The sequence below is a fragment of the Streptomyces sp. H27-H5 genome, from assembly GCF_026627505.1.
Taxonomy (GTDB): Bacteria; Actinomycetota; Actinomycetes; order Streptomycetales; family Streptomycetaceae; genus Streptomyces.
Genome location: NZ_JAPNLK010000080.1, coordinates 16,388 through 37,395, shown reverse-complemented (window position 1 = coordinate 37,395; position 21,008 = coordinate 16,388). Strand labels below are relative to the sequence as shown.

The window sequence follows — 21,008 nt, the reverse complement described above, 5'->3', positions numbered from 1 at the left end:
GGGTTCTACCTGCGGATCCGGTATCCCGTGGTCATCAGTGCTGGCCACTGTGGGCACTACTCCTTCTCCACCCTCAACTCAATGAATCATCCAGTATGCCTGGCTTGAGTCACTTTGACAGAGAGGGCTGGGAACAGCCGTGGCGGGAACGATCCTGGTCTCGGGGCTCAGCACCGGCGCATACGCGACAGCCATGGTCGCCCTCGCCGTCGTGGGTGTCGGCGGCCTGGCAGCCGCCGCCCTGCTCCCACGCACCCACCCGACAGCGACCACCACCCCCGACACAGGGCCACCCGACAGGCCCTGACACGCCGCCCGGCCGAGAAACAGCGCGCCTACGACCGGGCGCAGCAGCCCAATGAAGGTGACGCCGACCCGGCACTCCACCGTACGACGACACCCGCGTCGCGGTCCGGGCCGTGGGCACTCGTACGAGCCTCGGGCAAAGCAGCGGCAACCACGGCAGCAACCGGGTCCGTCCCAAGTGCCGGTGACGTTGTTCGGTGTCATCGTTGCTGTACAGGTGAAGCCACCCTTCCCCTCCCGCGTCCTGTTGCCGTTCCTGACGGCGTGCGCCATGGGCTTGTCCGGCGCTCCTTCCGCCTCCTCCGCCGCGGCGCCCCGGCCGCCTCACGGTTGCCAGAAGTGGACCGCCTACGCCGACCACAAGTACTACTACGTGAAAACCGAGGTGTGCCTGCAAGGCGACGCCACTGCCGTTGCCGTTGGAGCAGTTGTCGGCGTGGTCACCCACCCAGTTACCGAGGACGGGCACCACCGCGACTGCCTGAAGGCACACGGCCGCGGCCGTGAAGTTCCAGTTGTTCGCGCCCGCGCACGCCGCCACCGAAGTTCGAGTCGCTGTCGGCGTGCGCGGGCGCGGCAAGCGCAACGCCGGCGAGGACCAGCGCGGCCACAGTGATCATCTTCTTCATGACCGGGGAGACGAGGACCACGGGCCCGATTCACGACTTGATCATGCGGCACTCCGCCACAACGCTTATTGCTGACCGGCAGGAACGGTCGCGGCCGTTCCCACTCGGCATCCGTGAGATCACCCCGCCCCATGCCCACATCGACGACACGGGCCCGAAGTAGTCCCATGATCGGCCGGACAAGGTCCGAGGTCGTATGACGAAAGTCCCGCCTGCCCCTCGGTCGAACGACGGGGCCTGAACAACAGCCCTAGGCAACCCGGCAACTCGGCGGGGCCCGTCAGTCCGTGGCCGGCAGCGCATTGTCCAGGAGGATCTCCGCCGCCGTCCGCGCGTACCGGCCGTAGTCCGCCTCGTCCAGCACCATGGCGCGGCTGGCGGCGCCGTCCGCGAGGGTCACGAGCTGCTCGGCGAGGACGGTGGGCCGGCGGCAGCCCAGTTCCGCTACCAGGTTGGCAACCAGTCGCACCATCAGCAGTTTCCGTTCACGGGCGTAGGAGTGGCCCCACGGCCCGTACTCGGCGGGCACGTCCCGCCACGGAACACCGGTCCGGACCCGGGTGTTTCGCGAACGTTTCGCACGTCAAAGCCCCTTACGACAGGCCCCCTAGGGCGAACCCCAGCCCCATCGCGACGAACAACGCGCCCAGGGCGCTGAACAGCCACCAGAAGGGGGTGCCCTCGGCCGGGAGGGTCCAGCGTGACGGGTCTGCCTCGTCGTATCGGACCTCGACGCGGGCACCGACGCGTAGGGTCCTGTCCTTGGGTCGAGCGATGTCCGTCCTGGTTTCCATCACACGGCCGTCGCCCGTACTCCAAGTGATGACCGGGTAGTACACGGTGGTTCCGACGCTCCGGCTGGTGCTCCCGGCATCCGAGGCCGGCGCGATCCGGGTCTCCTCAAGACGGGTCACCACGCCCCGCGCAGTAGTGCCCTCCCTCAGCAGGAACCGGACGCGTCGGATCTTGAGGGAGGCGACGACGCCGATAACCGACCCCGCGGCGGTGAAGACCGATGCCAAGAGCAAGAGGATCTGGGAAGCAGACACAGGGCCATCTCGATTCTGGAGCCGAATAACTCCTGACAGCATGCCAGTGCGGCGATCTCCCCCTTACGGCAGGCGCGTGGCCGGGACGGACCTCAGCGCAGCCCCGCCGACGATCTCCTCCCGAAGGAGGAGGCCGGGCCGGGACGCAGGTCCCGGGCCAGGGGTGGGTCCTCGTGCCCTTGGGCGATGTGCCGTACCAGGGCGGGTTCCTAGCCTCGGGGCATGCGATCACACCAAGCGGACGATGCTCAAGGAGACCCGGTGACCACTGTCAGCCCCGCCGCACGCCGCGCCTTGGCCGTGGGCCTCACCCTCGCCGCCTGCCTCACGTCCTCCCCCGTCCTGGCCACGGCCGCCGAGACCCCCGCCCAGGACAGCTCCGGGGCCGGACTGGACCGGTACTACCGCCAGCACCTCGGCTGGGGCAGCTGCATCAAGGGCCCCGACGACACCACGGGCCGCGATCTGGACCAGGCAGGCGTGCAGTGCGCGGACGTGACCGTGCCCCTGGACTACGCCGACCCCCGGGGGCGCACGATCACCGTGGCGATCTCCCGGCTCAAGGCCACCGACACCCGCCACCGCATCGGCGCGATCCTCCTCAACAACGGCGGTCCGGGCGGTCCCGCGCTCCAGTCCCCGCCGCAGGCCCGCGCGTCGATGAAGGAGGTCGGCGCGCGCTACGACATCGTCGGCTTCGACCCGCGCTTCATCGGGCGCAGCACCGCGCTGGACTGCGGCTTGCCCGTCGGCATGACCTGGCTGTCCGCCGGCACCGGCCGGGCGGGCTTCGACCGCCAGGTCGCCCTGCAGAAGAGCCTGGCCGACAAGTGCCGGGCCACCGACGCCGCGGTGCTCCCGCACATCACCACCCGCAACACGGCCCGCGACATGGACGTCATCCGCGGCACGCTCGGCGAGCGGAAGATCTCCTTCCTGGGTTACTCGTACGGCACCTACCTGGGCACGGTCTACACGCAGATGTTCCCCGGCCGCCACGACCGGATGGTGCTGGACGGGGCGATCAACCCGAGCGACTACCGCCCCCGGCTGCTGAAGGGCACCGAGCGCGAGAACGAGAAGGCGCTGTCCGACTGGGCCGCCTGGGCCGCGGAGCACCACGACACCTACGGCCTCGGCCGCAGCCGCGCCGAGGTGCTCGCCGCCGTCGACCGCATCGTCGCGGCGGCCGCGCGCGGTCCGCTGACCATCGGCGCCGGCGCCGATGCCTTCCGGATCGACGACAGCCAGGTGCCGCTCCTCCTCTTCTCGGGCATCGCGGACGACACCGCACCGGCGCGGGCGTCGTTCGGCGAGCTGCTTTCCGTACTGACCAAAGCCGCGGAGGGCCGGCCGACGACGGTACCGCCGATGCTCGTCCCGGAGCTCCGGTACGTGCTGCGCGGTGAGGGCGAGCCCACCGGCGCGCAGTCCGCCGTCATCTGCGGGGACGTGGCCGCCGCGCGCGATCCCGAGCTCTACTGGCGGGACATCGAGCGCAACCGCACCGGGCACCCGCTGTTCGGCGCTCTGACCAACAACATCAACCCGTGCGCCTTCTGGGACTCTCCGCGCGAAGAGCCCACCCGGGTACGGCGCGATGCTCCTGCACTGATCGTCGCCGCCACCGGTGACCCGCGGACCACGTACAAGGGAAGCGTCGAGCTGCACAAGCAGCTGCCGAGCTCCAGGCTGGTCACCCTCGAGGGCGCCAACCGGCACGCCCTCTTCGGGCGCTACGGCAACGCGTGCGTGGACGACCAGGTCAACCGGTACCTGGCCACCGGGAAGCTGCCGGCGAGGGACCGGACCTGCGTCAAGCAGGCGGGGTAGCAGCCCGCGGTTCACGTTCCGAGTGCGCGGGCAGGCAGCATTCTGCGGTTGTTCGTCGCGGTCGTGGCGAACACCGACTTGAGGTGGTCCTGCACGGTGTGCTCGGAGACGAACATCTGGCGGGAACCCGACCAGACACCCTCCCCCGCCCCCTCGGACGGTCACGCGAAAGGGGCCGAGCAAAGCACAGCAGGCATTCCAACGGGGCCTGACAGCGCTCACGCAGTGGGTCGCGCGGGAAGGCGCCCACCGGCCGGTCCCAAGGACCACCCACGGCAGCCGATAGCGGTCGAAGGCGAGGCTGAGCCGGCGACCGTGAAGCTTGGCGTATGAGTCTCCAACACCAAGACTCGATGCCACAAACTCGACCAGCAGCAGCGGGACGCACTGCGCGAGCTTGGAGTGGAGTGGGCGTGACCGCTCCCTGAGGCAGATCTGCATCCGAGGCCCCGGGCTTGACGCCCGGGGCCTTCCCCGTGCCCTGGGGCGCCGGACAGGGTGCAGCACGGGCTGCAACGCGGCAACCAGGCCGACCGTTGCCGGTTCAGGCAGGTCAGGGGCTGCAACGCGGAGGTGTGTTGCAGTGCCCGAGTTGCACGGCCGAGCGGGCACGTTGCAGTCGCCGGTCCGCGCGGCCGACCGACGGGGCCGGCGGTGACGTGGCCGCTTCACCGCTTCGAGTGGCGGAGTCTTCGCGATCGGGGGTGCCTTGCCGGGAACCACACATCCCGTGTGGTCTGCGTCGGCCATACCGGAGCGGAGCCGCCTGCCCTGCTCGCCGTAGGAGAAGGAGAGCGGTGCCTGCGGACTTCCCCACATGGGACCGCGGCTGCGCCTTCTTCCGGCGCAGACGGGACAAGGGTCCGGTCGCCGAGTTCCACGACCGGCTGCGCGACCGTGCTGCCGAAAAGGTGGCTGGTGGAACGGACGGTACGACAGGCTTCAGACCGCGATGCAGAATCTGAACGATGAGCTGTTCAACACCTGGCAGTGGCAGCTCAGCGGGGCCATCGTCGACGCGGGCGTCAATCGGCAGCATCATGCTGGAGGCCCTGGGGATGTTCGCCACGTTCATCTCCATCTGACGCAACGAGGACGACCTCTCCTGCGAACGCGGCCTGGTTCTCGACCAGCGCACCCTCGCCGTGCTGAGCCACCGCGGGTACACCGAGCTCCACTTCAACGGCGACGGCCACCACGCGCTGAAGGTCGAATCCACCGGCCCGGCAGTGCCCTTCCCGCAACACACCCTCGAATACACCGTGCGCAGCGGTGACAGCTGGGGCGCGCCCATCACCCTGCACGAAGTGCTCCTGCCGGCGGGGCCACCTACAGGCCACCACGCACCGTCAGACACTGGGCATCGGCGGACCGGTGTGATCGACGGGCAGGGCGAGACGTGAGCCGAGCGCCCGCTGTCCCGTGACAGCACACCGTCGGTGCGAGGACTACTAAGATCTCGCCGATGTCCCGTGCCCTGTCGGTGTGACCGGGACGAAGAGCTCTTCGGCATTCCAGTGAGATGTTCATCTCGATGAGGGTGTTGCGCGTGTACTGGTATTCGCGGGTTCCCTCTTCCAGAGCCCGCAGCCGGACCAGGAACAGGCGGGAGAGTTCCCGGGCGTCGGCGAGCGCCACCTGACGGGCGTTGTCAATGTGGGGAAGGTTCTGTGCGTGCTGTCCGCTTCCGGGTGCGGCGGACCTCGGGGTCTCCACCGCACTGGTGGTGTTGGTGATCCTGGCGGTCTGAGACATGGATCCCCCCCTGGGCAGACGACGTGTGCGCCTTCGTGCCCGCACAACCGTGATTCAAACCTCGGCCGGCGTGCTGAGCCCACGTCCGGTGCCCGAAGCGGTGAGTCGTGGCATGTCGCGCATGGCCATGGGCAGGCGATGACGGTATGAACGCGTCCCCAGAAGCCGATGACAGCCGCGGCTCCGGATCCCGCGACGACCGCGGTCACGTGAGCGTCGATGTTCGCAGCCACGGCGGTGGCAAGACGGTCAGCGCCGAACTGCGGCCGGCCTGACCGCTCCCCCACTGCGCGACGCCCATGCCGCGGCGGCAGCGAGCCGGCGGTGTCGCATTGCGGGGTGCGATGAATCCACGGCGAGTACGACCGGCCAACTGTCCGCTTGGTCCGTTTCATGTGAGCCGTGGGGTCTCTCCTCAGGTTCTTCACACGCCGCCCCAGGCGCCTCGGCGACTGCATCGCAGAAAGCCTGCCGCAGGTCCTTGACCTGTGCCTTCCCTCGGGTGTGGCCGCTCCTCGCGTGTGGAGCGACAGCGTTGATGCGGTGCCCTTGGGCCTGAGACCGCGGGCGAAATGCCTGTTCGGGGCGGGTATCGGTGAGGGGTGGGGTTGCAGGGGAGGGGGCATATGGACGATGGTTGCCGCACGGCAATACATCGATCGGATGAGGTGAGGGGTTCGCGTAGCGGGCCTTCCTGGTTGTGACTTCCACCCAGCAGGTCCATGGCGCGAGCGCTGACGCTCCGTCCCACATGGCATGGACGTACGTGCCCCACCCCGTCCTGATCGCGGACGCCTCGGGCACGGTCCGGCACGCGAACCCGCAGGCCACCCGAGCGTTCCCCGACCTCCGCTCCGGTGGTCCCCTGACCGGAAGCGTGCCTTCCTGGCTGGCTGACGGCCATGCGCGCCGGGTGACAGCGGGACGCGATGAGGACACGGTGTTGTCGGGTCAGGTGGGAGAGCGGAGCTTCGAGGCTCATCCCACTGTGCAGGACGACGGGGACGTCGTGTGGTGGCTCGTGGACGACACCGACCTGCGGTCGGCCCGGGAGGACCTGCGGGTGGAGCGTGAGCGGACCGCGTTCCTCGCCGAGGCCTCCAACACCCTGCTCTCCTCCCTGAACCTGGAGCGGTGCATGGAGGTGACCGGTCAACTCGCGGCGGAACATCTCGCGGACGCCGCGCTGGTCATCGCGCCGCGCAGCGGAAGCCGACTGCCGGTCGTCACCTGCCTGCGCGACGGCGCACCGAGGCGTTCCTGGTGGGACGCGGGCCCGGAGGAGGTTCCTGGTCTGGCCGAGGCGCTCCAGGGCTTCCCGCCCGTTCCCTCACAGTGGATCGAGCCCTCGTCCGCGCCGGACTGGGTGGTTCCCGAGGGGTTCGGCCCGGTCGGTTCGATCGTCGTGACGCCGCTGCCCGGGCACGGTGTGCCCGCCGGTGCGTTGATCCTTCTGCGGCGCAGTTCGGGGGCGGTGTTCAGTGAGGGCGAGGAGGTCATCGCCCGTCTCTTCGCGGCCCGCGCCGGTGCCGCGTTGTCCGCGGCCCGCCTGTACGCGGAGCAGTCCTCTCTTTCCCAGACCCTGATGCAAGACCTGTTGCCGCCGGTCCTGCACCAGATCGCGGGGGTGGACTTCGCCGGCGGCTACCGTCCCTCGAAGGACAACGAGCGGATCGGCGGCGACTTCTACGACGTCCATCCCGGCAAGGCCGAGGGCGACGCCTCCTTTGCCGTGCTGGGCGACGTCTGTGGCAAGGGACTGGAGGCCGCTGTCCTGACGGGCAAGATCCGCAACACGCTGGAGGCACTGCTGCCGATGGCCGACGATCATCAGCGGATGATCGACCTCCTCAACGGTGCGCTCCTGAACTCGCACCACACCCGTTACGCGACGCTCGTGATGGCCTCGGCGGTGCGCGAGGCGGGGTCGGTGCGGCTTCGGGTGACCAGCGCCGGGCATCCGCCCGCCGTGATCGTGCGACGTGACGGCGTCGTGGAGGAAGCGGCCTCGCGCGGCACTCTGGTCGGTGTTTTCCCCAAGGCTCCAGCGACGACCACGTGGGAGACCTTGGCGCCCGGTGAGTTCTGTGTGCTGTTCACCGATGGTCTCACCGAGGCCCGGGGTGGACCGCTGGGTGAGGAGATGTTCGGTGAGGAGCGGTTCAGGCAGGCGTTGTCGCAGTGTGCGGGAATGCCGGCCGAGGTGATCGTGCGGCATGTGCAGATGCTCGTCGGCCAGTGGGTGGGATCGGGGCCGCACGACGACATGGCCGTCGTGGTCATCGGCGCTCCCCGCGCGCACCACCTCAGTGCGGTGGGCGGCCATACCCGGGGCAGGTTCACCTCATGAGCCTCATAGCCACCGCCTCGCGCGAGCACCGAATCGATCTTCTGTGGGAGGCGGTCTGCCATGGTGAGGAGCAGGCGGCCATCGACGCGGTGTTCGGCGCGCTGGAGGACGGCATACCGGCGGAGCGCGTCCTGTTGGACCTGATTGCCCCCGTCCAGCGCAAGGTCGGCGAGGAGTGGGCGGCCAACCGCCTCACCGTCGCCCAGGAGCACGCCGCGTCCGCCGTCAACGACCGGGTCATCGCCGCTCTTTCCCGCCGCTGCGCCGCCCCGGCCTCGGCCGGCCGGGGCACGGTGGTGGCCTGCGTGGACGGGGAATGGCACGGGCTGCCCGCCCGTCTTCTGGCCGAGGTGCTCGCGCTGCGCGGGTGGACGGTCGACTACCTCGGCGCGCAGGTTCCCACCAGCCACCTGATCTCCTGGATACACCAGAGGGGCCCCAAGGTGGTGGCGCTCTCCAGCTCGATCGCCACCCGCCTGCCGGCCGCACACGCCGCGATCACCGCGGTCCAGGCCACCGGTACCCCGGTTCTGGTCGGCGGGGCAACCTTCGGCCGTGACGGCCGCTACGCTCGGCTGCTCGGCGCCGACGCCTGGGCACCGGACGCGAGCTCCGCCGCGGATCGACTCGACGAGGGGCCACTGGCGCTGCCCGCGCCCGCGCACCAACCCCTCAAGGACTTTCCCCGGGCCATCCTCATGCTCGACCAGGCCGCGGACCGCCTCACCGGGGCAGGGTCCGTGATCGCCTCCGACTCCAGGACCACCGTATGACGTCGCCGCACGGTTTCGACTCCACCCCGTTGCGCCTGATCCCCTGCCACCGCGCCGCTGAGGACGTACTGCGCCTGGAGGTGCACGGGTTCCTGGACTTCGACAGCTCCGAGGCCTTCCTGACCGCCGTCACCGCGCACCTCGCCGACACCCCCGGCCTACGCTCCCTGCACCTGGACTGCGGCGGCCTGGGCGGCATCGACTCCATGGGCCTGGCCATGCTGCTGATGCTCCACCGCCGCACCACCGCCGAGCACGTCACCCTCCACCTGGAGGCCCGCACACCCGCCCTGGACCGAATGCTGACCATCACCGGCGTCCTGGACCACCTCGTCCCCCGCGGCCCGGGCCAGACCGGCGCTCACGCCGAGCCCCAACGCATGGCATATCGTCATACGTCAGAGGACGGCGCACCCCTGGAGAACCCCGGCCGGCAGCCACACCCGACCGGGCCCGACACTCGTACCTGACGCCCGACCATGCGCACACCGACAGCCGGAACCCACACCCAACCCCTCGGACGGGGAAAACGCATGACAGAGAGCACCCCCCACACCCCCGACCCCGTCCATGCCGCCGCCCGTCAGGCCGGCCGCATCGTCGAACTCCTCGACATCCTGTGGGAACAGGCCCGCAACGACATCCCACCCCCCTACGTCCCCGTCTCCCAGCTCCGCGTGATGTACATCGTCGAGAGCGAGGACCGGATCCGCATGCGGGCCCTCACCCGTCTCCTGTCAGCAGCGCCGCCCTCGGTGTGCCGCCTGGTCGACCGCCTCCAGGCCCTCGGCTTCATCGAGCGTCTGCCCTGCCCGGACAACGGCCGCGAGGTCATGCTCTCCGTCACCGGCGCGGGCCGCGAACATCTGGCCCGGATCCGCGCCTGCCGCGACGAACTCCTGATCGAAGCGCTCGCCACCATGCCCTTCCACCAGCGCACCGCACTGACCGATGTCCTCGCGGGATTGCAGGAAGCCCTGGTCAAGACGCCCATGCTCCTCGTCGGTCAGGACACCGGGCTCGCCCCGAAGCCGCACGAAGCGGCCGAAAGCGCGTAGCACGAAGATCCGCCTGCTCGACGGCGTGCGTCAGGTAAAGCCCCACTTCAGGGCCGGAGTGCGGGCGCCCGGTCTACGGCGGATGCGCGCGCCTGAGGCCCCGGATGCCGAGGGGTGAGCAGGAGCGTGAGTGGGCCGAGATCGCACCGGACGCCAGGCCAGGGCCGTCGTTGCTCAGGCGGGCGGGGCGAAGGCGGCGGTGAGCCGGTCCAGGCGGGCGTACAGGGCACGAATCAGCCGCGCCCGGTCTTGTACGCACGCCGCGGTTGCCTCCAGTGGTTCGGCCAGGATGCGCTCGGCGTCGCCCAGGACGACCTCGGCCAACGCGCGCCTGCCGTCGTTGTCGGGGAGCCGGAGGGCGTGGTGGCGTACGTCGGCGGCGACAACGCGGGCGTGTTCGGTCATCTGGAGGGCGATCTGCTCGTGGTCGCAGTCGTCCAGGTGCGAGGACTTCCAGGCGAGGACCGCCCTCACGAGTGCTTCGTAGGGGCCGCGGTCGAGGGAGGGTGCCGGGCCGAGCAGGTCTTCGGGGTCGCGCTGAGCCTTGGGTGTGCTGATCATGAGTGCCTCGATGTGTCGTCGTGGCGGTCGGCATGTGTGAACGAACGACACGTGGGTCGTTCGTGTGCCGAAGTTGGGGTCGCCTCCGGTCCTCGGGGCGGGCCCGCCTGAACCGGCGGGCCGCCCCGAGACGTATCTACCGGTCAGGTCAGCGGGCCTGATGCCGGACGCCCTGCTGATGCGGAATCTCGGTCAACTGTGGTGCGCGGGAACGGCGGTGGCCCGCCACCCGGCGATGGCCCGGGACGGGGTTTGTCCGCGCCGGGGTGCTGGGGGCCAGGATCAGCAGCACGATGGGCACGAGAACCGCGACGAGGATGAGCACGGTAACGAGGGTCATGTTCCTGCCTTCCGTCGGGTACTGACTGCCTGTAGCTACTTGGTGTAACCAAAATGCCGGGTCGCAAACACCCACCGTGACGGAAAGCGTCGTGAGTCGACGTGCGCGGCAGGCCGGCACAGCGTTGGACCTGTGGATGTGCAGCGCGTGCAGTACGGCTGGTTCCCCCGAAGAGGTGAGATGACGAACAGGCGGGCGCGATGACCCGCCCCGGCGCGGGCCTCACGATGCCTCCGGACATGACGGAGGGGCCCACCCCTGGTGGAGGGGTGGGCCCCGTGAGCCTTGTGTCGGTACGTGAGCCAGTGGGCCGGAGCCGCTACCAGCGGTACCAGCGGCCGCTGCCTCCCTTGGGACGGGCGACGAATCCGATCAGCCAGAGCACCAGCACGGCGATCGCGACCCACCACAGGATCTTCACCGCGAAACCGGCACCGAAAAGGATCAGAGCGAGCAGAAGAACAAGAAGCAGGGGAACCATGATTATCAACCTCCGAAGCGTCTCGTGCCCGCACATTCGGGTCTCACACCCACCTTTCACTTGTGCCACCCGGACACGCTTACGTAGGGGGCGGCTTGTGATCTGAAAGGGGAGACCGGGTGTTTGGCGAGGGCCACAGTGGCCACAAGGGGCTCTGTAAGACTTGGCTCAAGGAGACCGCCGGCCGGCTGACGGGCAACGAGCGCCTCACCGCCGAAGGGCGCGCCGAACAGGCGAAGGGCGACGCCCGCGAGGCCAAGGAAAAGATCAAGGACACGTTCAAGCACTGACCTTCACCGACGGGGCTCGGACCGCAACCGCGGTCCGAGCCCCGTCGCATGTCCGCGGGCGGCCGCCTGTCGGGTCGGATTCAGGCGGCCAGCTGGGGCTGTCGCAGTTGCGCCTGACCGAACAGGAGGGCGTAGCCCTCGGGGAGTCGGTGCAGGATGCGCGCCAGAAGGTCGGGTCCTGCGAGGGAGGCGACGGCTGCGAGGACGGCGCCGGTGTCCCAGCGGGCGACCGCCGGTGTGCCGCCGGTGCGGGTGGCCAGGTCTTTCACAAACCCCCAGCCGGTGAGCTGTTCGGCATCCGGCGCGGAGGCGGTCAGAGTGAGGGCGGCCTCGGTGGGCAGGCGGTGCGCGAGGTCGACGCGTTCGTCGCCGGTGATCTGCCTGCCGAGTGCGGTCAGGACGGCGCGGACGGCCTCTTCGGCGCGCTCTCGGGTGGGGTAGGCGCCCTCGTAGCGCACGCGTTCCAGCATCTGATCGAACGTCATGGCGATGGAGGGCCGGTCGAGGCGAGGCTGGTCGTACATGGCGGTGCGGTTGCCTTTCTCTTCGAGGGTTCGACGCGGGCTGTGGCGGAGTCAGGTGGACTGGGGGTGGCCGAACAACAGGTCGTAGCCCGGAGGGAGCTGGAGCAGGACGTCGCGGGTGAGGACGTCGCCCGCGGCTGCGGCCGTCGTGGACAGGACGGCGCCGATGTCCCACAGGGCCGTCTGCTCGGTGGCGCCCTCGATCCAGGCCGCGGCGGCCCGTACGAATCGCTCGGGTGGGAGAGGTTCGGCGGCCTGCAGGGGGTTGAGAAGGACCAGGGCGTAGGACTCGGGGAGCCGTGCGGCGAGGTCGGCACGGACCGTTCCTGCCAGGTGTGCGCCCAGCAGGGCCAGAATGACGCGAGCCACCCGGTCGGCGTCTTCCAGCGTTTCGTACTCGCCACGTTCCTGGACGTGGGCCAGGAAGGATTCCCTTCGCATCGACATCACGTCACCTCCGGGGAAGGAGTGAGAGTGAGAAGCGGCGGAGACCGAGACCGGCAGCGCCGGGGCCGAGAGCCCGGGCATCCCCGAGGGCCGGCGACCTGTCAGCTGGAGGTCTGCCGGTCGCCGGCCTCGCGGTGGATGCCCGACCCGTTGCCGCAGGGGTCCGGTTCGCGGCCCCCGCCGTGCTTCACAGGAGGCAGGTTCAGCCGGAGATCTGCTTGCGGTCGTCGGTGCCGCCGATGCTGATCTTGCGGGGCTTGGCGCGCTCGGCGATCGGGATCCGCAGGGTCAGGACACCCGCGTCGTAGTCGGCTTCGATGCGCTCGGTGTCAAGGGTGTCGGCCAGCATGACCTGGCGGGAGAAGACGCCCAGGGGCCGCTCGGAGAGTTCCATCTGCACGCCGTCGGACTTACCCGAGGGGCGACGTTCGGCCTTGACCTTGAGCATGTTGCGCTCCACGTCGATGTCGATCGCCTCACGGTCCACACCGGGAAGGTCGAAGGCGATCACGTAGACATCGCCCTGCCGGTAAGCGTCCATCGGCATCACCGACGGCTTCGACCACGTGCCCGACGTACCCGACAGCTGCTGGACGATCCGGTCCATCTCGCGGAACGGGTCAGTGCGCATCAACATCGCGAAACACCTCCACTTGGTTCAGGCAGAAACTGCCAATGCGCTTCAACGTGCATCCGTTGTAACATGTCATCGAAGCGATGACAAGTGAAACGTCATCTGGAGGATGACGCGACCAATGGAGAGCTCCATGAACGAGGCCGCCCCGCCCGCACCGGTCACCTTTCTTGCCGCTGCCGCGGCATTGGAAGCCATCAGCAAGTCCGTGGACGAAGCGCGGCAATCCGCAGGAACGCCAACGGCCAAAGCACCGCTGTCGGTTGAATCCGGCCCGCACCCCGCGTTGGCCGCGCTGCTGACGCTGCGCGAGATCCGCGAGCAGCTCGCCGGGTGGGAGAGCGCGCTGATCGAAACCGCCCGGGATCAGGGCGCGAGCTGGGCCGACCTCGCCGGCCCCCTCGGCGTCGCGAGCCGCCAGGCCGCCGAGCGCCGCTATCTGCGCCTGCGCCCGGGCACCGCGGGCAGCACCGGAGAGCAGCGCGTCCAGGCCACCCGCGACTCCCGCGCCGCCGATCGCACCGTGACCGCCTGGGCCCGCGACAACGCCGCCGACCTGCGCCGCCTCGCCGGCCAGGTCAGCGCTCTCACCGACCTTCCCGCCGGCTCCGAGAGCGCCATGGGAGACCTGAATCAGGCCCTCGCCGACAACGACGCCGCCCAACTCGTCCAACCCCTGGCCGACACCCGGGCCCATCTGCGCCCCGAGGACTCCGATCTCGCCGACCGCATCGACATCATGACCCGGCACACCGACCGACTCCGCCAGGACAGCCACGACCAGCGCAGTACCTGACCTGACCGACGCGTTGGGCCCACCCTTCAGCGTGGGGCGCGGCGCACGGACCGCCTCGTCGCCCGAGGCACACGAGGGACCGCCGGTCGACCGCCTCCCCGCGGGTGGCAGTCGGCGACCGGCCATGACAGGTCCCGGGCGGACGCATCCGAACAGGCCTGTGCACGCGAAGATGATGTCTTGGCCTCGAACCCTGTGGCCACCGGTTCCCCGGTGTGTCCCCGCCCGATCCACCCCCTCTCGAAGAAATGATCCCGCCCATGACGAACTTCCTCGCCGTTGAGCGTGCTTTGCGCACGGCCGCGCCCCACAACCTTCTCCGGTCGATCCGCGCCGCCTTGATGGAGCACTACCACGCGATCGAGGTCGACCTCCTCATGGCCGACTACAGCCTCACCGTGCTCCAACCGGTGACCGCACTGCCCCACACCGCCCATCCCCTGCCCGTACAGGCAAGCCCCGAGGGCCGGGCCTTCGGCAGCCAGGAACCGTACGAGCAGTCCACGGCACAGGACGGCGCCGTGGACCTCCACCTGCCGGTGACTGTTCGCGGTGACCGGATGGGGATCCTCACCGTGCGGATGCCCGAGGACGCGTCCACCCCGGAGACCGTCGGTGAACTGAACGACCTGGCGGAACTCCTGGGGCACGAGATCGTCGTGGCCGAGCGCGACACCGACCTCTACCTCCAGGCCCGGCGCGCCAGTCGACTCACCCTGGCCGCCGAGATGCAGTGGCAGCTTCTGCCCGCGCGAGCGTGCGCCCGCCCCGAGTACGCCATCGGAGCCCAACTGGAGCCCGCCTACGACATCCACGGCGACAATTTCGACTGGTCGACCACCGCCGAAACCCTCACGCTTGCCGTCACCAACGGAATGGGCGAAGGCATCCAGGCCTCACTTCTGACCAACCTCGCCATCAACGCGCTGCGCAACGCGAGGCGAGCCGGGGTCGACATCGCCGACCAGGCGGCGCTCGCCGACCAGGCCATCTACGGGCAGTACCGCGGCCACCAGTACGTATCCACCCTCCTGCTGTCCTTCGAGCTGGCCACCGGACGAGGCCGAGTCGTGGACGCCGGCTCTCCACAGCTGTGGCGCTACAGAGACAGATCCGTCGACCGCATCGAGTTCGAAGCGCAACTCCCCCTCGGAATGATCGAGGAATCCGACTACACCGCGCAGGACTTCCAGGCGTTGCCCGGCGACCGCCTGATCTTCGTCAGCGACGGCGTGTACGCGGCCGCCCGCGAAGGCGGGGAAACCTACAGCGAACGCGCCCTGGCCCGGGCGATCCACGCCACCAGCCTGCTCCCGGCCGCAGCCGTGCCCCGCGCGATCCTCCAGGAACTGGCCGCCTACCGCGACACCGACCCCGACGACGACGCCTTGGTCCTGTGCATGGACTGGTTCGGCAGGCCCTCCCCAGCCTGACCGGCAGCCACAGCGCAGCGCCAGGCCGGCCGGGCGTCCGGTCTCCCCCGCTCGAACTCGGCGCGAACAAGCGCGGCGGCGGTGCCCGGAGCCGGGCGCACGGTGGAGGCATGGCCGGGCGGGTACGCCGCAGTGCGTACATCGTTTCTGGCGCGGGACGGGTGCGGGCGGTGTGGCGAGGACGCGGTGTCAGGGCTGTTCGATCCGGATGGCGGCCTCCTCCAGATCGGCGACGGTCCCCGACATGATCGTCCGTACATGCCGGGTGATGTGCTGCACGGGCCAGTCCCACCACGCCACGGCGAGGAGCCGGGCGATGTCCGCAGCGTCGTAGCGGGTGCGGATGAGCCGGGCGGGGTTGCCGCCGACGATGCCGTAGTCGGGGACGTCGCCCGTGACCACGGCACCGGCGGCGATGATCGCGCCATGACCGATGCGTACACCGGGCATGACCGTGGCGCCGTGGCCGAACCACACGTCGTTGCCGACGACCGTGTCGCCCCGGCCGGGCAGGTCGGTGATCAGGTCGAAGTGCTCCGCCCAGGAGCCCCCCATGGTGGGGAACGGGAAGGTGGACGGACCGTCCATGCGGTGGTTGGCGCCGTTCATGATGAACCGGGTGCCCGTCCCCAGCGCGCAGTACTTGCCGATGACAAGCCGCTCGGGACCGTAGTGGTACAGGACGTTGCGCGTCTCGAACGCGGTCGGGTCGTCCGGATCGTCGTAGTAGGTGAAGTCACCGACCTCGATCAGCGGCGACTTCACCAGCTGCGCGAGCAGAACCACGCGCGGGTGCTCGGGCATCGGGTGGAGCACGGTGGGGTCGGCGGGAACGGGCGGCATCGTGGAAGCGGTTCCTCTCCACTGGACCTGGGCGACAACTGTCGCGTGAGGATGCTGGCACAGCCCTGCCGCCTTGATCAACCGGATACTGATGGCCGATGACAGACCCACTGGACACGATGTCGGACCGCCGTCCGGGCGGTCGCACCGCCCGCATCCGCGCCCAGGTTCTCGATGCGGTGCGCGCCGAACTCGCTGAAGGCGGTCACGAAGGACTCACGATGGAGGGTGTCGCGACGTGGGCCGGAGTGCACCGTGCCACGGTCTACCGGCGTTGGCGCGATGTCGGCGGCCTGCTCGTCGACGTCATCGACGCCGCCGGCGAGAAGGACTGGCAGCCACCGGACACCGGCTCGCTGCGCGGCGGCCTGACGGCCCTCAACCAGGAGATCCAGGAATCCCTGGTCGTACAGCCGTCGTTCGCCGTCGCCCTGATGGCCGCCTCGTTCCACTCCGAACAGGCCGCGCGGGCCCAGACGCAGTTGTGGACGGACCGGTACGCCCAGTGCGAGATCCTCGTCGAGCGTGCCATCGAGCGCGGTGAACTCCCCGCACGGCACACGGACGCGCGGAGCCTGCTGATCGCCGCCACGGCGCCGCTCTACCACCAGCTGGTGCTCCTGCGCGCCGACCCGGATTCGCAACTCCCGAAACGGGCAGCGGAGGCGGCAGTCCTGGCGGCTGCCGCGGGTGCTTTCTCCGTCCGTCAGGAAGAGAGCGTGTGATCGAGGAGACAAGGAGCGAACGCAAGCGCAATCAAGAGCGCGACCGCGTCTTCCTGGAGGAACGGGACGACCAAGGTGCTGCCGCTCCTTCCCGTGAACATCCAGAGCGCCGGTGATCACTGAACGCCGCCGGAACCCACGAACAACCGGCAGGCCCCGGGGTCGTCGGGCAGGCTGTCACGCTTCGAAACGGGTGGCTTGTGATGAAATGTGACCTGTCCGGTGCAGGCGCGGATCGCTGCGGATCCGGGATGGAGCCCCCGGGTCGGCGTCGAGCAGTAAGGGGTTGCTGTGACCGCAGGAGAGCCGGACGACGGGCAGCCTCCGATCTTCCCGTGGGCGGGATCCGGCGGGGTGAGGCGATGACCTTGGCGGGAACCTTGGAGGCGGCGGAAGCCGCGGCGCCCGTGGAATCGCTCGACGTGGTGGCGCGCATGCTCAAAGAGCACCTCGGAGCCGCTTCGGTGTCTTTCCTGATCACCGACTTCACCGGCCGTTCGGTCGTATGGCTCGGCGCCGCGGGCAGCGTCGAGACCGGTGGGCCGGCCCGGCGCATCCCGCTGCGGGGCACCCTGTACGACGACGTGAACCGCAGCCAGCGGCCGAGGGTCGAGGACAGGGGCGGGAATCAGCCGGTGCGGGTCGTCGCCCCGGTGACCAACCGCGGGGACGCCCTCGGCCTCCTCGAACTGTTCCTCCCCGCGGCACCGGGTCCGCGGGTGATGCGGGAGATCGGCGAGACCGCGCACGCGTTGGCGTACATCGTCATCGCGAACCGGTCCCACACCGATGTGTACCAGTGGGGCCGCCGTACCGAGCCGCTGAGCCTGGCCGCGGAGATCCAGCACCGTCTGCTCCCCGCGTCACTGGCGTGCGAGGCGGCACAGTTTGCGGTCGCGGGGGCGCTGGAACCCGCCGACCATGTGGGGGGCGACACCTTCGACTATGTGCTCGACCGGGACACGGTCCAGCTCTCCGTGACCGACGCCATGGGTCACGACGTCGACGCCGCACTGCTGGCCACCCTGATGGTCGGTGCCCTGCGGCGGGCACGGCGGGCGGGAGCCGACCTCGCGGAACAGGCCCACCAGGCCGACCAGGTGGACGATGACGCGACCGTCATGTGCCTGGACTGGCACGGCGTCGGCAACTCCCGGCGTGACGCCGCCACCGGCGCAGACCTCACCGACGCCTCACGACCGTCCAAGGACGCGACGGCCCACTGCCGGGCCATTCCCCTGGGGTGAGGAACAGGACCGTCACGGCGCGGACCTGAGTCACCTGGCACCCGGCGGGCACGCCCCTCTTCAGTCCGCGGACGGCGGATCCGTCGCCGCGGCGGCGTTGCGGTATTCGGCGTTGAGGCGCTGCGCTTCTTCCAGCTGGTCTTCGAGGATGACGATGCGGCAGGCAGCCTCGATCGGGGTTCCCTGGTCGACGAGCTCCCGGGCGCGGGCCGCGATCCGCAGTTGGTAGCGGGAGTAGCGGCGGTGCCCACCCGCGGAGCGCAGCGGTGTGATGAGGCGGGCGTCGCCGATGGCGCGGAGGAAGCCTTGGGTGGTGCCGAGCATCTCGGCCGCCCGACCCATCGTGTAGGCGGGGTAATCGTCGTCGTCCAGGTGACCGCCCAGGGGGCCGGTCGGAGTCGCTGCTGTCATCACACCTCTCTGTGAAACGCGTGGAGGGGCCCCGGTGCCTATGGCACCGGGGCCCCGAAGGAACTACTACACCATCTACCGGCCCTGATACTGCGCCGGCCTTCTGTTTCCGCCAACCCGACCTGGATGCTGTCGGGGATGCGGGGATCGCGGTTGCTTGACCGGAGACCACCTCACTATCGATGTCCTGCGGTACCCGGACCCTGTCACCGCGTCCGGGCGATCCTGATGGCGCTTCACTCCTCCGTTCATCCCTCGGATGATCAACTACTTACCTGCGGGAACTGCTGATACTGCGAACTGCTGTACTACTCCACTCGGTACTACTCGTGACCTGATCCAGCGCCACGCTCCGGCAGCCAGCCCCGTCGCCCATCCTGCGTCTGCCCTGGCTTGGAACCCCACTGCCGAACTTCCCGATGCGCGCGCCCGCAGCCGACGCCTTCAACGAGGTACCACTCACTGACTTCACTGCTGAGTACTGCTGGTACTTCACCACCGCGTCAACCGCGGTACTGCTCGTGGCGGCCCCTGATCACTGCGGGCCACCCGGTCCGGTCACCAGTCCCGTCGCCGTCCCGCAACCGCTCTGGCTTCGAAACTCCACCACCGCACCGTCCAAAACATTGCAACTACGGGTACTGCGAGTACTTCTGCCTGCCAGTTCGTCTCTGCCAGGCCTTGCGGTCTATCTGGTTACGAGTGAAACCATAACCACATCACCACCCGATGTCTACTCCCGCTGGGATAGATTTCTGTGGGCTTGGTGGGAGAGGTATTCGAGTCCCAGCAGGGTTGATGGGACTCGCGGCGGGGCACGAACGGCTGGGCGGGCAAAGCTGGGCGCGACAACAGGGACCGGGGGCCGAGCCCCCGAGCCCGGCGCTGCGGCCTCTCACTCGGCGCGGCCACCCGACCGTCCACCGGCGCCATGCCACGCTGCGGCCTGTCTGCGGCAGCCCCCGCCGCCACGGCCACTACTCGTACGAGCTCTCGCCTGCGGCCCCGCGCGAACGTGTGCGCCGGCTCGATCACAAGAAGCGGCGAATGGGCTGCACTGCCAGTTCCCGGGCCCGCTGAAGGACAGGGCGCTTCTTCCAGCGGCCCTCTCGGATCAGCTCGCTCGCCGCGATGTCCTCATCGAAGTGTCCGTCGAGTATCCCGGTGAATCGCTCGTCCAGTACGGCGAGCATGACCTCTTCGTCACGATCGAGAGAGCGGCGATTGAAGTTGGTCGATCCGACCAGTGCGGCGACGCGGTCGACGGTGATGACCTTGGCGTGCATCATCGTCGGCTGGTACTGGTAGATCTTCACCCCGCAGGAGACGAGGTCCTCGTAGTGGTGCTGGCCGGCGAGCTGGCAGACCCGCTTGTCGGTGTGGGGACCCGGGAGCAGGATCTCAACCTCGACCCCCCGCCCGGCCGTCGCGCACAGCAGCTCGATGAAGTACTCGTCCGGTGAGAAGTAGGCGGTCGCGAGGCGGAAGCGTTCCTCGGCGGACTCCAGCATGACGCGCACCAACGTCTGCATGTCCTGCCAGCCGAAGCTGGCCGAGCCGCGCACCACCTGCACGATGGCGTCGCCTTGGTGCCGGTGGTCGACGAATCGATCACGGTCGTCGAAGAGCTCGTCGTGGCACTCTGCCCAGTTCTGCGCGAACGCGGCGGCGATCCCGTCGACGGCGGGTCCTCGGACCTCGACGTGCGTGTCACGCCATTCACGCTCATTGCGCGCGTTGCCGCACCACTCCTCGGCGATCCCGACCCCGCCGGTGAACGCGGTTTCCTCGTCGACGACGAGGACCTTGCGGTGGCAGCGGTGGTTCTGCTTGAGCGGGGAGAGGTAGAGCGGCTTGCGGAACCAGGCCACCGTCACTCCGGCCTCCTCCATGGAGTCCAGCAGTTCCCGCTCGATCAGGCGGCTGCCGAAACCGTCGAGCAACAGCCGCACCCGCACTCCGGCACGGGCCCGCTCGGCAAGGGCCCGGGCGAAGTCACGGGCGATCTCGCCCTTCCAGTACACGAACGTCATCATGTCCACGGTGTGCCGAGCACCGCGGATGCCGGCCAGCATCGCGGCGAAGATCTCGTCTCCGTTGCGCAGCGGGGTGAGGGCGTTGCCTTCGGTCGCCGCGATCCCTATCAGGCGCTCCAAACGCCGCCGAAGCCTGGCCACCCGGGCGTCGGCGGTCTGCACTCCCAGAGACCGAGAAGGCTTTGGGCCCGACTCGGCGGGATCTTGGGTCGGGGTCATCGGGGCTCCCAGGCTGAAGGAGTAGAACAAGCATGGCAGGCACCGTGTGCCCGGTCCGGTGCTCCCTGAACAGCCGGGCGACCCCGCATGCACCCAGGAGCATCCGGGTCCGACCCACCGACAGGCGGGCGGTCCCCGCCGGCAGCACAATCCGACCAGGTGGACGAGGACGGTCGCGGCGACACGACGGACACGCCCGGCAACTGCGCCTCGGCCGCCGCCACGAGGTCAGCGAACCGGTCTTGGACGAGGGAGCCCCGGCCGGCGG

Annotated in this window: 24 protein-coding genes and 1 pseudogene; 14 read left to right on the top strand and 11 right to left on the bottom strand. The window is 69.4% G+C overall.

Annotated elements, in window-relative coordinates; genetic code table 11:
* Positions 1-139 precede the first annotated feature (139 nt).
* Together OTB19_RS31390 and OTB19_RS43440 are read left to right on the top strand one after the other, a co-directional pair.
* A complete protein-coding gene (locus OTB19_RS31390; RefSeq protein ID WP_324290557.1) occupies positions 140-307 on the top strand; it encodes a hypothetical protein in 168 nt (55 codons plus the stop codon).
* Positions 308-809: 502 nt separating this feature from the next.
* Positions 810-1,010: a hypothetical protein gene (locus tag OTB19_RS43440; protein ID WP_324290556.1), complete on the top strand. Its 201-nt coding sequence runs from the start codon at positions 810-812 to the stop codon at positions 1,008-1,010.
* 205 nt (positions 1,011-1,215) lie between these two features.
* Here the strand turns inward: OTB19_RS43440 and OTB19_RS31380 are convergent, their stop codons facing one another.
* Positions 1,216-1,464, bottom strand: coding sequence for a hypothetical protein (locus OTB19_RS31380; RefSeq protein ID WP_267802068.1), 249 nt, complete (start codon positions 1,462-1,464; stop codon positions 1,216-1,218).
* Positions 1,465-1,528: 64 nt separating this feature from the next.
* Positions 1,529-1,957 carry a DUF3592 domain-containing protein gene (locus OTB19_RS31375; protein WP_267802067.1) on the bottom strand — a complete coding sequence of 143 codons (429 nt, stop codon included), beginning with the start codon at positions 1,955-1,957 and terminating at the stop codon, positions 1,529-1,531.
* A 288-nt stretch (positions 1,958-2,245) separates the two neighbouring features.
* On the opposite strand from OTB19_RS31375, the gene OTB19_RS31370 reads away from it, so the two are divergent.
* The 7 genes and pseudogenes from OTB19_RS31370 (at position 2,246) to OTB19_RS31330 (ending at position 9,753) form a co-directional block, all read left to right on the top strand.
* Positions 2,246-3,817: an alpha/beta hydrolase gene (locus OTB19_RS31370; protein WP_267802066.1), complete on the top strand. Its 1,572-nt coding sequence runs from the start codon at positions 2,246-2,248 to the stop codon at positions 3,815-3,817.
* A 1,145-nt stretch (positions 3,818-4,962) separates the two neighbouring features.
* Positions 4,963-5,220 carry a hypothetical protein gene (locus tag OTB19_RS43755; protein ID WP_420716955.1) on the top strand — a complete coding sequence of 86 codons (258 nt, stop codon included), beginning with the start codon at positions 4,963-4,965 and terminating at the stop codon, positions 5,218-5,220.
* A 498-nt stretch (positions 5,221-5,718) separates the two neighbouring features.
* The gene (locus OTB19_RS31350) at positions 5,719-5,847 is read left to right on the top strand and encodes a hypothetical protein (RefSeq protein ID WP_267802064.1); all 129 of its coding nucleotides are present in this window, start codon (positions 5,719-5,721) and stop codon (positions 5,845-5,847) included.
* A 476-nt stretch (positions 5,848-6,323) separates the two neighbouring features.
* Positions 6,324-7,922: a PP2C family protein-serine/threonine phosphatase gene (locus OTB19_RS31345; protein ID WP_267802063.1), complete on the top strand. Its 1,599-nt coding sequence runs from the start codon at positions 6,324-6,326 to the stop codon at positions 7,920-7,922.
* Positions 7,919-8,608: pseudogene (locus tag OTB19_RS31340) on the top strand (cobalamin B12-binding domain-containing protein); the annotation flags it as partial. The gene OTB19_RS31345 and the pseudogene OTB19_RS31340, both read left to right, overlap by 4 nt.
* A gap of 83 nt (positions 8,609-8,691) precedes the next feature.
* Positions 8,692-9,165 carry an STAS domain-containing protein gene (locus OTB19_RS31335; RefSeq protein WP_267802062.1) on the top strand — a complete coding sequence of 158 codons (474 nt, stop codon included), beginning with the start codon at positions 8,692-8,694 and terminating at the stop codon, positions 9,163-9,165.
* 63 nt (positions 9,166-9,228) lie between these two features.
* A complete protein-coding gene (locus OTB19_RS31330) occupies positions 9,229-9,753 on the top strand; it encodes a MarR family winged helix-turn-helix transcriptional regulator (RefSeq protein ID WP_267802061.1) in 525 nt (174 codons plus the stop codon).
* 174 nt (positions 9,754-9,927) lie between these two features.
* On the opposite strand, the gene OTB19_RS31325 is transcribed toward OTB19_RS31330, so the two are convergent.
* From OTB19_RS31325 to OTB19_RS31315, 3 genes are all read right to left on the bottom strand, one after another.
* Positions 9,928-10,314, bottom strand: a complete 387-nt coding sequence (locus OTB19_RS31325) for a restriction endonuclease (RefSeq protein WP_267802060.1) — start codon at positions 10,312-10,314, stop codon at positions 9,928-9,930.
* A gap of 148 nt (positions 10,315-10,462) precedes the next feature.
* Positions 10,463-10,654 (bottom strand): hypothetical protein, encoded by a 192-nt coding sequence (locus tag OTB19_RS31320; protein ID WP_267802059.1) that lies wholly within the window; start codon positions 10,652-10,654, stop codon positions 10,463-10,465.
* A 319-nt stretch (positions 10,655-10,973) separates the two neighbouring features.
* Positions 10,974-11,135, bottom strand: coding sequence for a hypothetical protein (locus tag OTB19_RS31315; RefSeq protein WP_037792689.1), 162 nt, complete (start codon positions 11,133-11,135; stop codon positions 10,974-10,976).
* A 119-nt stretch (positions 11,136-11,254) separates the two neighbouring features.
* On the opposite strand from OTB19_RS31315, the gene OTB19_RS31310 reads away from it, so the two are divergent.
* Complete coding sequence (locus OTB19_RS31310) at positions 11,255-11,425, top strand: CsbD family protein (RefSeq protein WP_267802058.1); 171 nt, start codon at positions 11,255-11,257, stop codon at positions 11,423-11,425.
* Positions 11,426-11,505: 80 nt separating this feature from the next.
* Here the strand turns inward: OTB19_RS31310 and OTB19_RS31305 are convergent, their stop codons facing one another.
* From OTB19_RS31305 to OTB19_RS31295, 3 genes are all read right to left on the bottom strand, one after another.
* Positions 11,506-11,949, bottom strand: coding sequence for a DUF2267 domain-containing protein (locus tag OTB19_RS31305; protein WP_267802057.1), 444 nt, complete (start codon positions 11,947-11,949; stop codon positions 11,506-11,508).
* Positions 11,950-12,000: 51 nt separating this feature from the next.
* Positions 12,001-12,396, bottom strand: a complete 396-nt coding sequence (locus OTB19_RS31300) for a DUF2267 domain-containing protein (protein ID WP_267802056.1) — start codon at positions 12,394-12,396, stop codon at positions 12,001-12,003.
* Positions 12,397-12,598: 202 nt separating this feature from the next.
* A complete protein-coding gene (locus tag OTB19_RS31295) occupies positions 12,599-13,033 on the bottom strand; it encodes an Hsp20/alpha crystallin family protein (protein ID WP_267802055.1) in 435 nt (144 codons plus the stop codon).
* Between the two features lie 130 nt (positions 13,034-13,163).
* Between OTB19_RS31295 and OTB19_RS31290 the strand changes: the two genes are divergently transcribed.
* Both OTB19_RS31290 and OTB19_RS31285 read left to right on the top strand, forming a co-directional pair.
* Entirely contained in the window at positions 13,164-13,826 is a 663-nt protein-coding gene (locus OTB19_RS31290; protein ID WP_267802054.1) for an HSP18 transcriptional regulator, read from the top strand.
* 260 nt (positions 13,827-14,086) lie between these two features.
* Entirely contained in the window at positions 14,087-15,259 is a 1,173-nt protein-coding gene (locus OTB19_RS31285) for a PP2C family protein-serine/threonine phosphatase (protein WP_267802053.1), read from the top strand.
* A 189-nt stretch (positions 15,260-15,448) separates the two neighbouring features.
* On the opposite strand, the gene OTB19_RS31280 is transcribed toward OTB19_RS31285, so the two are convergent.
* The gene (locus tag OTB19_RS31280) at positions 15,449-16,102 is read right to left on the bottom strand and encodes a CatB-related O-acetyltransferase (protein WP_267802052.1); all 654 of its coding nucleotides are present in this window, start codon (positions 16,100-16,102) and stop codon (positions 15,449-15,451) included.
* Positions 16,103-16,200: 98 nt separating this feature from the next.
* Here OTB19_RS31280 and OTB19_RS31275 point away from each other — a divergent pair, with 98 nt between their 5' ends.
* A complete protein-coding gene (locus OTB19_RS31275) occupies positions 16,201-16,827 on the top strand; it encodes a TetR/AcrR family transcriptional regulator (RefSeq protein WP_267802051.1) in 627 nt (208 codons plus the stop codon).
* A gap of 362 nt (positions 16,828-17,189) precedes the next feature.
* Complete coding sequence (locus OTB19_RS31270; protein ID WP_267802050.1) at positions 17,190-18,074, top strand: PP2C family protein-serine/threonine phosphatase; 885 nt, start codon at positions 17,190-17,192, stop codon at positions 18,072-18,074.
* A gap of 60 nt (positions 18,075-18,134) precedes the next feature.
* On the opposite strand, the gene OTB19_RS31265 is transcribed toward OTB19_RS31270, so the two are convergent.
* Together OTB19_RS31265 and OTB19_RS31260 are read right to left on the bottom strand one after the other, a co-directional pair.
* On the bottom strand, positions 18,135-18,485 hold the full coding sequence (locus OTB19_RS31265; RefSeq protein ID WP_267802049.1) for a MerR family transcriptional regulator: 351 nt from the start codon (positions 18,483-18,485) through the stop codon (positions 18,135-18,137).
* 1,031 nt (positions 18,486-19,516) lie between these two features.
* Positions 19,517-20,740 carry a phospholipase D-like domain-containing protein gene (locus OTB19_RS31260; protein WP_267802048.1) on the bottom strand — a complete coding sequence of 408 codons (1,224 nt, stop codon included), beginning with the start codon at positions 20,738-20,740 and terminating at the stop codon, positions 19,517-19,519.
* Positions 20,741-21,008 lie beyond the last annotated feature (268 nt).